Source organism: Pedobacter punctiformis (assembly GCF_027213715.1).
Taxonomy (GTDB): Bacteria; Bacteroidota; Bacteroidia; order Sphingobacteriales; family Sphingobacteriaceae; genus Pedobacter; species Pedobacter punctiformis.
In genome coordinates this window covers 254426-269374 of the sequence record NZ_JAPWGM010000001.1, presented here as the reverse complement: position 1 = coordinate 269374, position 14949 = coordinate 254426, and the positions used below count along the sequence as shown (strand labels likewise).

Genomic DNA, 14949 nt, shown 5'->3' with positions numbered 1-14949 from the left:
AAAGCCCCGAATGTTTAAATGTTGTAAGTTTTAATGCTTTGTTTTGTTTGCGTAAAGCTTAATTTTCTGATGCAGTACATTAACCTTAAATGGTTTGCCTACCACATCATTTGCTCCGGCTTTAATGGCTGTTTCTTTATCTTTATCCAATACACCGGCAGAGAAAGTAATAATCGGAATTTTATTTTTACCGGGAATATGGCCTAAACGAATTCTTTTTATGGCTTCTAAACCGTTCATTACCGGCATATAGGTATCCATTAAAATAATATCGTAGTCGTTATCCTTTAAAATATCTAATGCTTCCTGGCCATTTTCTACAACCATGGTTTCTGCATCCCAGCTATCCAGCAATTTTACAATTAAAAATTTGTTTATCGGATTGTCTTCAGCTACCAGGATTCTGATTCCTTTTAAAGAAGTTAGGAAATCAGGTTCAACAACTTCTTTTTCTACGCTCTTGCCTTCAACAAACTCGTACCAGCGGGTAAAGCTGAAGGTACTTCCTTTTCCTTCTTCACTCACTACATTAAGGAGTCCGCCTTTTAATTCAGCCAGTTTTTTAACAATTGATAAACCAAGTCCTGTGCCGCCGTATTTGGCAATGGTTTGATCTTCAGCCTGCTCAAAAGATTCGAAAATTTTGCTCAGGTTATCCTGAGAAATGCCAATTCCGGTATCGGTAATTGAAAAATTGATCTGAGCGTTATTGCTTTTTTTGTTTACCACTTCTACTTTAAGGGTAACACTGCCTTCGCTGGTAAATTTAATGGCATTGCTTAGCAGGTTCATTAAAATTTGGTTTAAACGCAGCGAGTCGGCAATAATAATGTAAGGCAGGTTTTCGTCGATTTCAAGAATAAGATCGATGTGTTTTTCCTTGGCCCGAATGTTTAAAAGATTAATGGCTTGTTGTATCAGCTGGCGGATATCGGTCTCCGCAAAATTAATGCGGAATTTTCCGGCTTCAATTTTTGAAATATCAAGAATATCATTAATTACACCCAATAACGAGTCAGATGATACACTTAACAACTCAATAATTTCTTTTTGCGATTCGTTAAGCGGACTTTTTTCCAGCAGATGAACCAAACCAATAATCCCGTTAATCGGAGTACGGATTTCATGACTCATATTGGCTAAAAAATTTTCTTTAGCTCTTTTACCTTGCTCTGCTTCTTCTTTAGCTTTAATTAATTCATCCTGAAAATGTTCTAACTGAATGTTTTTTCTTTTAATTTCCCGCTGGTTACGCACCAGTTGAACAAAAGAGTCTACTTTAGCCGAAGTGATATAAGGATCTAAGGGCTTATAAAGATAATCTACCGCACCTACATTTAAACCCTTAATGGCGTACTTGGTTTCAACAGAAATGGCCGTTACAAAAATAACCATTATCTCCTGCGTCCTTGGATTATTTTTTAGGATTTCCACCAGTTCAAAACCATCCATTCCTGGCATTTGAACATCTACCAGTGCAATGGCAATATCTTTTTCCCAACAAATACGTAAAGCCTCGTTAGGGGATGTTGTCGTAACAATGTTAATGTCGTGCTGATGAAGCAAAGCTTCCAGCGCAACAATATTTTCCTGCTTATCATCTACAATCAGGAGATTAAGCTTATCCATACTTTTTAGTTAAGAGGTTAACCAATTTTTTGATAAATGTTATTTTTCTTATCAATTAGTTTAAACTTTTGTGCAAGTTCTGCATTTCTGATGGTTTCTTTAGCACCTAGGCATAAAAAACCAAAATTTGCAAGACTGTCATAAAATAACTGAATGACTTTATATTGAAGTTCTACGTTAAAATAAATTAATACGTTACGGCAAGATACAATCTGAAATTCATTAAATGGTCCATCGGAAACCAGATTATGGCTGGAAAATAGTACATTTTTTTTTAATGAGCGAATTATAGATGCTGCATCGTATTTAGCGGTGTAATACGTGGCAAGAGAGTTGTTGTTTCCTATAGCCCTGTAATTTTCTGAGTAGAGCTTCATTTTTTGCAAATCATAAATGCCTTCTTTAGCATGGGTTAAAACCTCCGAATTTATATCGGTTCCATAAAAAAAACAACGGTCATACAAACCCTGCTCGGCAAATAATATGGCAAAAGAATATAGTTCTTCTCCGGTAGAACAACCTGCATTCCATACTTTAATATGCGGATACGACCTTAAATAGGGAATAACCTGATCTTTTAACGATTTGTAAAATAAAGGATCTCGAAACATTTCGGTCACATTAACTGTAATCTCTTCTAAAAAATGTTCAAAATAAGCATGGTCGTTTGTCAGCAAGTTACAAAGTTCAAAAAAACTCAGCTTTTGTAAACTCATGATCCGGCTAACTCTTCTTTTTAAAGAGGCAACAGAATAATTTCCAAAGTCGAAACCGTGTACATTCTTAATTAAATTGATTAAGGTATGTAACTCGGCTGTCGAAATTTCTATTGCAGGTTGTAAAGGATTTTTCATGCCTAACTTAACCAAACTCTTAACATAGATAGTAACTTGTCAACATCAACAGGTTTTGAAATGTAATCATTGGCCCCAGCCTCAATACATTTCTCCCGGTCGTTTTTCATTGCTTTAGCAGTAAGTGCAATAATTGGCAGTTTATTGGTTGCCTTATTCAGCCTGATTTGTCGCATGGCTTCGTAACCATCCATTTCGGGCATCATAATATCCATCAACACCAAATCTGTTTGCGGGTTTTCGCTCAGCTGGTTTAATGCTTCGCGGCCATTATTGGCAATAATAATTTTGATATCGTAAACCTGTAAGGCACTTGATAAAGCAAAGATGTTGCGCATATCATCATCTGTAATTAAGATGGTTTTATTTTTAAGTGCTTTTTCAAGTGTAGAAGCGTGTTTTTTATTGCCTGATGTATTGCCATAAGCCCCCGGAGTTGTTTGTGGCGACTGATTTTGCAGCTTATTCATAAACAAGCTTACTTCATCTAAAAGCCTGTCGTTGGATTTGCTGGTTTTAAGCACCATAGCCTCTGTATATTTCATAATGTGGGCCATTTTTTCTTTATCGAGCTCCATGGCGGTATTAATAATTACAGGAATGTGCTTTAATGCAGGTTTAGCTTTTATCTGATCCAGTAAATCAAAGCCCGAAATGTCAGGTAATTTTAAATCCAGAATAATACAATCAAATACCTGTTCTTCTAATATTTCCAAAGCCTCTTTGCCGGTATAAGCCTGACAAACTTTAGCGCCTTTTTGGATCAGTTGCTCTGTTAAAGTATTGCTTTGTAAAATTTGATCTTCAATAATTAAAACATTGTTGAAGGTGTACTCATGGTGACTTAAAAGTTCAAAAGCCTGATCCAATTTGTCTTTTTCGACTGGTTTTTTTAAGAAACCTATTGCACCTTCCTGCTGTGCCTTTGCTGCTTTTTCGTTTCCTGCAGACATCATGTGTACAGGAATGTGCTTAGTTGCAGGATTAGACTTTAATTTTTTTAGAATTGTCCAGCCATCCATCACCGGCAGCATAACATCCAAAACAATGGCATCTGGTAGTTCTTTTATGGCCATATCCAAACCTTCATCACCGCTATGAGCCAGTATTGGAGAAAAACCTTTTTCAATGGCGTAATCTTTTAGTACATCGGCAAAAACCTCATCATCTTCTACAATTAAAAGCCTTGTTTTGCCATTTTCCTGTCTGGTTGGAATAAATTCAAGGGAAATCTTTTGATCTTCCTGCGCCGGAATTATCGGTTTTTCTATGATTTTATGTTCCGGCTCTTCGACTTGTTTTAAGTTTTGAGGCAGAAAAAGGGTAAATGTACTGCCCATCTCAGTTTGACTTTCTACCTGAATTTCACCACCTAAAATATTGGCAAGTTCCTTACTGATGGATAAACCTAAGCCAGTACCTCCATATTTCCTGCTGGTTGAACCGTCTTCCTGTTGAAAGGCTTCAAAAATTACATTCAATTTATCAGCTGCAATGCCAATGCCAGTATCTTTAACACTAAAATAAATAGGTTTTTCTGTGCTTTCTTTTAATTCTCTTCTTGATTTAATCTGAGTTTGCTCTCCAATACCAATTTCTACGGTTACTGTTCCTTGTTTAGGTGTAAATTTAAAGGCATTTGATAAAAGATTTTTTATGATCTGCTCTAATCTACCCTGATCGGAAATAAAAATATCGGGTAAATTATCTTTGAGTTTTACTTCGAAATTAATGTGTTTCTGATTGGCAATTTCAGCGAAAAGGGAATCCAGGTTTTGTTTTAATTCATTAGGATGGATGTTTTCAATCAGTAAATCGATATTGCCCGACTCTATTTTTGATAAATCTAAAATGTCATTAATCAGGTTAAGTAAATCGCTTCCTGCATTATGAATTACACCCGCATATTTAACCTGCTCTTCATTTAAATTTTCAGGACGGTTTTCTTTTAAAATTCTTGCTAAAATTAAAATACTGTTTAATGGGGTACGCAACTCATGACTCATATTTGCCAAAAACTCTGACTTATACTTGCTGCTCATTTCCAGTTCTTCAGCCTTTAAACTAATGGCCTCTTTTGCCTGATTGATAGAGGCATTACGTTCTTCAAGTTGCTGCGCTTTTTCTTCCAGTTCCGAATTGGCTTGTTGCAATTCTTCCTGTTGCACCCTTAACTCTTCTTCTGAGGCCTGCAGTGCTTCGGTTTTATGTACTAATTCTTCGTTTGTTGTGCGCAATTCTTCCTGCTGGCTGGCCAATTCTTCAGTTTGCTGTTGCGTTTGCTCGTAAAGCTGTCTTAATTGTACATGGGCAATAGCGCTGTTTATTGCAATACCAATGTTTCTGGACATGTTGCTAATCAAATCAATCTTTTTCTCTTCTGGTTGATTGATAAAACCCAGTTCGGCTACGGCAATAGTTTTACCTTCATAAATAATCGGAACTAAAAAAATGTAGTTTGGAGCAGTTTCCCCAAGCCCCGAGTTTACTTTTATATAATCTTTCGGAATATCTGTAATCAGCTTTGCTGTTTGCTCTGTTGCCACCTGGCCAACTAAACCTTCACCAAAATAAATAACTTTCTTTCCTTTTTTATAAGCGTAAGATCCCGCTAAGTATAATTGTTGCTTGCGTTCATCAACGAGAAAAATGGCGCCAATGGTTGCATTAATATAGTTGCTAATTTTAGAGATGATGTTTTCAGAAAGCTCTTCCAGTTCCTGCTGACCGGTCATGGCTTCATTAATCTCTGCTGCACCACTTAAAAGCCAGTTATTGTTCTCGTTCTCCTGCGAAATTTCTGCCAGCTCCTTATTGGTTTTGGTAATTTCGTCTTCCGTTTCCTTTTGCCTGTTAAAGGTTACCCGGATGTACCTCAATAAAAATAAAATCAAACAAAAAATAATTAGTGAACTAACCAGTACAATAAAGATGGTTTGGTTGCTGTTGTCTTTTGTAGATATTTTACGAGCTTTTAAAAGGGTTAACTCGTTATTTATAAAATGCTCATTTATCTTTAAAAACTCTATTTTTTGTGCTTCGCCTTTATCTATAAAATTCAGCAGTGTAGCCTGATCCAGGTTTTTAGCATTTAAACGAAGCATAATTTGCTTCATATTATCAATCTTAAGGTTGGCATGCGACTCAAGACTATCTATTTTTTTTAATTGCTCGGGGTTATCTGCTGCTAGTTTTTTGAGCTGAGAAATGTAAGGAATAATCTGATTGATACTTTTTGTATAAGCAATGTAGTGCTTTTCCTGTTTGCTGATGAGAAAACCACGCAAACTCGTTTCTGCATTAAGTAATTCAATTTCAGCTCTTTGTGCCAAATGAATAATTTCTTCGGAATGATCTACCCACTCAGAATTATTTTTTAAGGAGTGTATACTTAAATACGAACTAAGAGCCGAAATAAATACAAATATCAGGGATACTGTAAAGCCGGTTAAAACCTGCTGTTTGAAAGAAAGTTTAAACATTTTTTAAATGTTAATTCTGTAAATGGTACGCTTAGCTTTACCTAAAGTTAATTAATTGGTAAATATAGTAGGAGAATTAATATAAATTCAATTAATAATAAAATGAATAAAAGAAATAAAACTTAAGAAAGCGCTTTTAGAACGTTGGTATAGGTAGAACCGATGGGAATATTTTTATCACCAACCCAGATTTGGCTCCTGTCGAATTTGCTGATTTTACTTCTGGAAACGATAAAAGCCCTGTGGCAGCGGATAAAATCCTCTTTCGGTAATAAATCTGCCAAATCATTAATGGTAATTCTGGAACTTAAAAGTTTATCAATAAGTTGTATCTGAGTATAATTACCTGAAGCCTCAATGAACAGGATTTCTCCAAGTTGTACCTTAATTTGTTCGTAGCCATCTTTTATAAAAATGTGCTCCGGTTTAATTTCCTGTTTTTGATGGCGGAGGTTAAAAAGTTCCTGAGCCTTGTTGCAGGCTTTTAAAAAACGCGAAAGTGCAAAAGGTTTCAATAAATAATCAATAGCATCCAGCTCAAAACTTTGTACGGCATGTTCGGTATATGCGGTTGTAAAAATAACCATTGGCGGATTATTTAAACTCTTTAAAAAGTCTATACCACTAATATCAGGCATTTTGATGTCCAGAAAAATTAAATCCACTTTGTTTTGCTGTAGATAATTTATGGCTTCAAAGGCATCATTAAAAGTAGCATTCAATTCAATAAAAGGCACTTTTGAGGCATGCGATTTTATAATATCGAGCGCAATTGGTTCATCATCTACAGCTATGGCAATCATTTAATTATTTAAATAAACAGGTAATTTATATTAATCCAGCTGTAAAGTTAAGTGAACAAAAAATTCTTTGGCAGTTTCACGGATAATTAATTCATGTTTCCCCATGTACAGCAAGGCAAGTCTTTGTTTTACGTTTTCTAAGCCAATACCGCTTTTTAACTTTTCAGGATCGTTATCGGCCTTAATATAAATGCTGTTGCTGATGTCAAAGTAAAGCGTACTTTCTTTGGTTTGCAAGGTAATTTTAATGTATGAGGGCTGCTGAAGACTAATTCCATGTTTAAAAGCATTTTCTACAAAAGGGATTAACAGCATTGGTGTAATATGCAGGTTGTTCAATTGCTCTTCAATTTGGGTATCAATTCTAATATCAGCTGAACGTGATGTACGCAGTTTTTGTAAATCGATATAATTGTTTAAATAATCCAGTTCGCGGGTTAAGGCAATTTTATCCTGCATGTTTTCCTGAAGCATAAACCTCATCATATCACCTAGCTTTTGAATGCCTTCTCCGGTTCTTTCGGCATTTTCCTGTAAAGCGGTACCAAACAGGGTGTTTAAAGCATTGAACAGGAAATGAGGGTTAATCTGTGATTTAAGGAAATTTAAATTTGCATCAGATTTACCCAATTCGGTTTTAAGCATTTGAAGCTCGGTTAGCTTTTCAAATTTATGCTTGTAAATGTACCATGCCAGTGGTGTGGTAATACAGATTAAGCTTATCGCAGTTAAAATTAATGTTACCGGAATCGTGTCTCCGCCCCGCATAAACGCAGCAAGCAATAATAAAAGAAGTAGCACAATGATGGTTGACAAGCCAACGTTGCCCCAAAAATACCGTCCAAAACCTTTAAAGTTTTTTCTGAGCATTGGTATGGTAAAATAAATGGAATAAAAACCCAGAATAATATTTGCAGGAGGGGCAACAAGCCAGAAAATAAAGATTTCGTAGTCGTAAGTAATAGATAAAACGGCACCAAAAACCATTAAAGAAATTAACCATATCCGGGTTGCGGTAAAAATTTCCTGAACAATGTTTTCATGCTGATTTTTAAGAAAACGTATTTTATTTAAAAGTTCCGGTCCTTTTTCATTAAAGTATGCATAAACATTAAACAGGAAATAGAGAAAGAATATATACGTAAATGCCTCCCCAAAAAAACGTTCATAGGCATCGCTTAAATTATCATATTGAATTAATCTGTAGGCCTGCGAATAGGTGTTTGCAACCATCCAGGTAATTACAGATACAGATGTAATCAAAAGCGTTAGTATTATATTTAAGGCGATGTTGTTTTTAGCGGCCAGTTGTGGCATAAAACAAAAGTTAAAAAGCAAAAAACTGATGTAAAGAATACTGATTTTAAATAATTCGGGGAAGAAATAATTTTGCAGTACGCTATAGTTGATGTGGTTTTCGGTAAAATGATACGAATCGCCGGATCCATAGGCTGTTTGCGAACAAATACCGATTAAGGCGAGTATGTAAAGTGTGGTCGAAATCCAAAACTCTAACTGGTTAATGCTTTTTGTTTTCATCGTTGCTAAGTTAATACAGATAATTTATTGTGATATCAAATTATTTGACAATGCAATGCTACAAAGCTTTCACAACCCAAAAATTAAAATGTGATGGATGCATCAAAAAATGTGATGAATTTATAAATAGTTAGTTTATTCGTAGTTTTGGTTTTTAAAAAACAATAAATTAATATGATCGTTTACGGAATTCCGAATTGTAATACAGTAAAAAAAGCTTTAGACTGGTTAAAAGAAAATAAAATCGAATTTGAATTTCACGACTTTAAGAAAAAGGGAATTACTGCAGATAAACTTAATGCCTGGTGTGCTGTTTTTGGATGGGAAACGGTATTGAACCGTAAAGGTTTAACCTGGAAAAAATTAACAAAAGAAGAACAGGCTAAAATTGATAATCAGGATTTAGCTATCGCCTATTTAATAAATAATACCAGCGCCATTAAACGTCCTGTTGTAGAAAAAAACGGTCATGCAATTTTAATAAGTTTTGATGAGGTTAATTATACACAAACACTTCTGTAGCCGATATGTTTAATGTTAAAGTTTGTTAAAAGCGAATTTTAGATGTTAAACAAAATTACTTTTGATTATTATGTATAGGTTAACCCTTTTTCTTTTCCTCGCTTTGCCCCTTGGTGTTTTTGCTCAAACGGTAACTACAGGTACTATTTTCGATTATTCGAATAAAAAACTTTCTTTGCCTGGCGTAACGGTAAAAAACTTAACAAATAAAAAATCGACCAGCACCAATAATGCAGGTAAATATACCATTAGTGCAAATGTTGGCGATCTTATAGAGTTTTCTCTTGTTGGTTATCATACAGATACTTTATACCTGACAAACCTGCTGAACAGAACTATTTACCTGCCTGTTAAAAGCAATAAACTGAACGACGTTAACATTGAAGCCGTGCGGTTAAATAAAAGCCTCGTTAACATCAAAGATCCTTTGGCCGAAAAATATTCGTTATTAAGCACCGGTGGTAATCTTGAAAGAAAGAAAATGACCGATAAGGTTGGTGGTTTGGGCCTAAATCTGGGTTATGGAAAATATAAAAGACAACAACGAAAAGAAGCTGATTTAGAAGAAAGAGAACGTTATCTGGAAGAAATTGATGATAATTTTAATGAAAAGACGGTCTCAGAAATGACTAAACTGGAAGGTCAGGATTTGAAAAATTTTATACTGATCTATCGTCCATCTGTTGAAGCCGTTAAAGCCGAAAGACCTTATCGGTATGCCTATTACATCTCCAGAGCCTATGTTGCCTGGCAAAAATTAACTCCTGAAGAAAGAAAACTACAGGATTTGCCAAAACTTAAGGCCAATTAAGATTATAAAGATCACTGTAAATATACTTTAACGTAACATTGTTTCCATAAACATCGTCTAAAACCTTATTTGTTTATATTTACAATCTATAACAACCTTATTATGAATTCAAAATTACTCAAACGAACCTCACTTTCGCTGATGTTTGCTTTTATGGGCGTAGCTACATTTGCGCAACAAGCAACTACGCAACCCACTACTCCGGTAAGCAATTATAATGCTGCAGATGCTTTCGGACCATTATTTTACACTTCAAACGGAAACGAATTCCGTTCAGCAAATGGTGCGCCTGGCGCAAAATACTGGCAAAACAGGGTAGATTATAACATTACCGCCAGCCTTGACGAAACTAAAAATATGGTAAGCGGAACAGTTACCATTACTTATAAAAATAACAGTCCGGATAAATTACCTTACTTATGGTTACAACTGGATCAAAATACATTTAAAGAAACCTCACGTGGTTTTGCCATAACCCCTGCACGCAGCAGGTATGGTGCACAAGGTGAAAAATTTGATGGAGGTTATAAAATCCAGAACATTAGTGTATCGCAAAAAGCCGGAGCAGTAAAATTTACTTCTTTGGTTGAAGATACCAGAATGCAAATTCGTTTAGATCAGCCTTTGGCACCAAACGGAGATGTTGTAACGGTTAAAATGGACTACTCTTATATCGTTCCGAAGGAAGGATCAGACCGTACGAGCCATTTAACAACAAAAAACGGAGAGATTTTTGCAATAGCACAATGGTTTCCACGCCTTTGTGTGTATGATGATGTAATAGGCTGGAACACTTTACCTTACTGGGGCGGTGGCGAGTTTTATTGTGAATATGGTGATATTAATTTTACCATTACTGCACCTGCAACGCATATTGTTATGGGATCAGGAGAATTATTAAATCCTGCCGAAGTTTTTACTCCGGAGCAATTACAAAGATGGAATGCAGCAAAAAACAGCGATGCAACAGTGCATATCCGTACAGAAGCTGAAGTTATAGATCCAAAATCCCGTCCGGCTAAGGATAAATTAACCTGGAAATTTAAAATCTTAAATGCACGCGATGCAGCATGGGCATCATCAAAAGCTTTTGTTTTAGATGCAGCACGTATTAATTTGCCAAGCGGTAAAAAAGCTTTGGCCGTTTCAGCACATCCAGTAGAAAGTAATGGAATGGATGCTTACGGTCGTGGTGTAGAATATGTAAAATCAACGATAGAGCATTATTCAACCAAATGGTTTGAATATCCATATCCAATGGCTGTAAATGTGGCCACCTCTGTTGGTGGTATGGAATATCCTGGTATTGTTTTTTGCGGCTGGAAAGCTAAAAAAGGTTCTGCATGGGGCGTTATCGATCACGAATTTGGTCATACCTGGTTCCCGATGATCGTAGGATCTAACGAACGCAAATATGGCTGGATGGATGAAGGCTTTAATACTTTTATTAATGGCATTTCATCACAAAACTTTAATAACGGCGAGTATAAACAACGTGTTGCAAACATGAATGCAATTGGTAAATCCGTTATTGGTAATGCAAAGTACGATAACATTATGCAAATGCCGGATGGTATGGCCGAAGCCAACATTGGTGTAAACTTATATTCTAAACCGGGCTGGGGATTAGACATTTTAAGAAACCAGATTTTAGGAGAAGATCGTTTTGATTATGCCTTTAAACAATACATAAAAAACTGGGCTTTTAAGCACCCTACGCCAATAGACTTTTTCCGTTCTATGGAAAATGGAGCGGGTGAAGACCTTTCATGGTTCTGGAGGAGCTGGTTTATAAACAATTGGAAAATGGATCAGGCTATTGCCGATGTTAAAGCAGTTAAAACCGATGGTGCCATAAGCAGTTACAACATTAAAGTTTTAAATCTTGAAAAAATGCCAATGCCGGTTATTCTTCAGGTTAAAACGAAAAGCGGAAAAACAGACATCGTGAAAATACCGGTTGATGTTTGGATGAAAAATTCGACCTGGACTGTTCGTTACCCAACAACAGAAGAAGTGGTAGAAGTTACTTTGGATCCTAATAAAGTTTTACCAGACTCAAACCCTGACAACAATAGCTGGGTAGCAGATGGTACAGCTAAACCAGTGGCAAGTCCGGCAAATCTGGATATTTATTTAGGAAACTACGCAGGCGCTAAAATTCCGGTAAAAATTTCTATAACTAAAGCAAATGGTAGTTTAATTGTCAATATCGCTGGTCAGCCATCACTGACTATGAGCTATATTAGCGGACATAAGTTTTCGAACGAAGAAGAAGGCGTAGATATTGAATTCGATCCTGCAAAGGGAGAATTTAAACTAAGCCAGGGTGGACAGGATTATATGTTCAATAAAGAAAAATAAAATAGTCCGTCAATAAGGAAAGTTCTGCATAACCTGGTTGTGCAGAACTTTTTTTATGGCAAAGCGCCGACGTTGTAATGCTTGGGAAGCTTTATTTTCGGATTTAATTAAATTATTCCAGATGAAGAATCCAAATTTTGAAATTACCAATCCTGAAGGCATATACGATCCGCGTGAACATGGCTACTCACACGTTGCAACCATTTTAACGGGCAGTACCCTGGTTTATGTGGCCGGGCAGGGGGGCAGTAAAACGGATGGTATATTAAGTAAGGACTTCAGAACTCAGGTACAAATTACCTTTTATAATATAGAACTTGCCCTTAAAAGTAAAGGCCTGGCTTTACAGGATGTAGCTAAACTAACTACGCTGGTGGTTAATTATGACAATGAAAAACATCAGGTACTAATTGAAGAATCAAAAAAGATTTGGCCAGATTTAATGTTTCCGGTTAATACACTAATTCCTGTACATAAATTAGCGCTGGATGGTATGCTGATAGAAATTGATGCAACAGCAGTAAGTAGATAGATTATATTGATTGTAAATAGGTAATTTTACCCAATGGCAGAGGAACAAAAAAATAACCCGTTACACGGTGTCACACTTGAAAAAATTGTAACCGATTTACAATTGCACTACGGTTGGGAAGAATTGGGCTCTTTAATCAGGATAGATTGCTTTAATAACAACCAAAGTATAAAATCGAGTTTAAAATTTTTAAGGAGAATGCCCTGGGCACGTAAAAAAGTTGAAGACCTGTTTTTAAGCACTTTTTATAAATAATCTTCAAATTTTATTATTCAGATAGCTTGGCCAGCCTACTTGCCCTAAAACTAATTCAATTGCTTCTGAAATTTTCTGCTTTCTAGTGGAAATCAGATTACGCATTTGATAAATTAATTTATATTCTTTTATTATGAAGATAAAAACCTTTTAATTTTAAATTTAAGGGGGTTTTTATTGATATTTTTTCAATAAAGGCTTAATTGTAACAAAACTGTAGTTACTGTATCTGTTTTATTCATTTTCTTTTCTAATTTGGCACTATCTATTAAACCGAAGATATCTTCTATAAGATATGCTCTGTTAGAAACAGATCAAAGATGGAAAGCAAATTAAATTTAGGATTACATTGGGAAGAGATTAGAGCAGGAAATGTGAAATCTCTTTTTGATGTATATGAATTGCTTTTCGATCACCTGCTTAATTTTGGTATCCGCTATTCTGCTGATGTTGATTTATCAAGAGATTTGGTTAACGAAATGTTTATGGAAATCTGGGATAAAAAGGAGAGATTGCCAGCGGTAGAAAATGTAAAATCTTACTTATTGAGTTACATTAAACGAAAGGTAATCCGGCATTATTACCACGATAAGCTTCGCCGCAAAGCAATTGATGGTCAGGATATAGATATTAAAGAGCTTTCTTATGAAGATTTTATTGTTCATGTTCAAACTGAGCAGGACATGCGCATGCGTTTAAAAAATGCCCTCGAAAAATTAACTCCGGCGCAATCAGAGATTATCCAATTAAAATTCTTTGATAATTTAAATTATGTTCAGATTGCTGAATTAAAATCTTTAACCGTAAAAACCGCCTATAATACCATTTACGATGCTTTAAAGATCCTTCGTAAGGAGATGAACTACTGATTAAAAACTTAATGATAAATTATTATTAAGTTTTTCTTAGGAAAAAATAACAGATGCTGCACTATTGTGTACAAAGTTGTAAATAATGGAGCACAGCCAATATACCGCAGTCGATTTTTTAGCAGATGAAACCTTTCAAAACTATTTTTATGGAACGGTAGCTGAGGATGTTATTTTTTGGGAAAATTATATTAAACAATACCCAGAAAAAGTCTCCGAAATCAATATTGCCAGGCAAATGCTAACCACTTTGAGTGCGAATAAGAAACCTGTAAGTGCAGAACTGGCCAATTTCAAACAACAATTTTATAAAAGAGCATCTACCGTAGCGGATGTTCCGGAAATGTATGTGGATAAAGGCGGGCGACTAAAAGTATTGAAATATGCTTTTTTAGCCCTTATTATACTTGCCGGATCAATTTTCTTTCTGAGTAAAACTCAAATATTTAATCAGAAAGAGATTGCAGGCACACAAACGGCCGGTATTTTTAAAACAGAAAGAGCTCAGCGTAAAAAGGTAGTTCTGGAAGATGGAACCAGCATATTGCTTAATGCTGACAGTAAGATCACTTTAAGAAAGGGTTTCAACATTAAAACCCGCGAACTGGACCTTAGTGGCGAAGCTTATTTTGAGGTTGCCCATAATGCAGCCGTTCCTTTTATTGTACATACAGGCAAAATGAACATCAAAGTGCTGGGAACAGTTTTTAATGTTAAAGCCTATCCTAATGAGCGTAAAACCGAAGCAGCACTGATCAGTGGTAAAATTGAAGCAAGTTTTAACAATCAGAACAGCCAAAAATTTGTACTGAAACCAAGTGAAAAAATCACCGTTCTCGACAATATACTTTTAAAAACTAACCAAAATCAATCTTCTGTAAAACCAGACGAAGTATTTGTGGGCAATTTATCTTTAAACAGTAAAAATGCAGTAGTAGAAACCGTTTGGATAAACAATGGCTTTGAAATTAATAATGAGTCATTTGCCGAATTGCAACAAAAACTGGAACGTGAATATGGTGTTGAACTGGTGTTTAAAGATAAAGAGGTAATGAATTATAAATTTACTGCAACCTTAAAAGACGAACCTGTAACTGAGGTTTTAAAAGCAATGAAAACCGTAAACTATTTTAATTATAAAATAAAGAAAAATATTATCGAAATATCAAAATAAGAACCGGTAGGTGCTGCTACACCTAACCGGCTTGTAAATTGATTTTAACTATAGAAATGGCTGCTTTGCACGGCTTGGCCTTTCTATGCTTGGCTATGTAACCAATTACCAAATA

12 protein-coding genes are annotated in these 14949 nt (G+C 35.4%); 7 read left to right on the top strand and 5 right to left on the bottom strand.

Features of this window, described 5'->3' with window-relative positions; all coding sequences use genetic code 11:
• Window positions 1-30 precede the first annotated feature (30 nt).
• From O0955_RS01205 to O0955_RS01185, 5 genes are all read right to left on the bottom strand, one after another.
• Complete coding sequence (locus O0955_RS01205; RefSeq protein WP_269425703.1) at window positions 31-1629, bottom strand: response regulator; 1599 nt, start codon at window positions 1627-1629, stop codon at window positions 31-33.
• Between the two features lie 17 nt (window positions 1630-1646).
• Window positions 1647-2483: a CheR family methyltransferase gene (locus O0955_RS01200; protein ID WP_269425702.1), complete on the bottom strand. Its 837-nt coding sequence runs from the start codon at window positions 2481-2483 to the stop codon at window positions 1647-1649.
• A 2-nt stretch (window positions 2484-2485) separates the two neighbouring features.
• Complete coding sequence (locus O0955_RS01195) at window positions 2486-5965, bottom strand: response regulator (RefSeq protein ID WP_269425701.1); 3480 nt, start codon at window positions 5963-5965, stop codon at window positions 2486-2488.
• A gap of 122 nt (window positions 5966-6087) precedes the next feature.
• Window positions 6088-6768, bottom strand: a complete 681-nt coding sequence (locus O0955_RS01190) for a LytR/AlgR family response regulator transcription factor (RefSeq protein ID WP_269425700.1) — start codon at window positions 6766-6768, stop codon at window positions 6088-6090.
• 30 nt (window positions 6769-6798) lie between these two features.
• A complete protein-coding gene (locus O0955_RS01185) occupies window positions 6799-8307 on the bottom strand; it encodes a sensor histidine kinase (protein ID WP_269425699.1) in 1509 nt (502 codons plus the stop codon).
• 174 nt (window positions 8308-8481) lie between these two features.
• Here O0955_RS01185 and O0955_RS01180 point away from each other — a divergent pair, with 174 nt between their 5' ends.
• From O0955_RS01180 to O0955_RS01150, 7 genes are all read left to right on the top strand, one after another.
• Window positions 8482-8829: a Spx/MgsR family RNA polymerase-binding regulatory protein gene (locus tag O0955_RS01180; RefSeq protein WP_269425698.1), complete on the top strand. Its 348-nt coding sequence runs from the start codon at window positions 8482-8484 to the stop codon at window positions 8827-8829.
• A gap of 70 nt (window positions 8830-8899) precedes the next feature.
• Window positions 8900-9640, top strand: coding sequence for a carboxypeptidase-like regulatory domain-containing protein (locus O0955_RS01175; protein WP_269425697.1), 741 nt, complete (start codon window positions 8900-8902; stop codon window positions 9638-9640).
• Window positions 9641-9742: 102 nt separating this feature from the next.
• The gene (locus tag O0955_RS01170; RefSeq protein ID WP_269425696.1) at window positions 9743-12004 is read left to right on the top strand and encodes a M1 family metallopeptidase; all 2262 of its coding nucleotides are present in this window, start codon (window positions 9743-9745) and stop codon (window positions 12002-12004) included.
• 121 nt (window positions 12005-12125) lie between these two features.
• Window positions 12126-12536 carry a RidA family protein gene (locus tag O0955_RS01165; protein ID WP_269425695.1) on the top strand — a complete coding sequence of 137 codons (411 nt, stop codon included), beginning with the start codon at window positions 12126-12128 and terminating at the stop codon, window positions 12534-12536.
• Window positions 12537-12569: 33 nt separating this feature from the next.
• Window positions 12570-12791, top strand: coding sequence for a VF530 family protein (locus O0955_RS01160; RefSeq protein ID WP_269425694.1), 222 nt, complete (start codon window positions 12570-12572; stop codon window positions 12789-12791).
• A gap of 320 nt (window positions 12792-13111) precedes the next feature.
• The gene (locus O0955_RS01155) at window positions 13112-13660 is read left to right on the top strand and encodes an RNA polymerase sigma factor (RefSeq protein ID WP_269425693.1); all 549 of its coding nucleotides are present in this window, start codon (window positions 13112-13114) and stop codon (window positions 13658-13660) included.
• Between the two features lie 85 nt (window positions 13661-13745).
• On the top strand, window positions 13746-14834 hold the full coding sequence (locus tag O0955_RS01150; RefSeq protein WP_269425692.1) for a FecR family protein: 1089 nt from the start codon (window positions 13746-13748) through the stop codon (window positions 14832-14834).
• The last annotated feature ends 115 nt before the right edge of the window (window positions 14835-14949 follow it).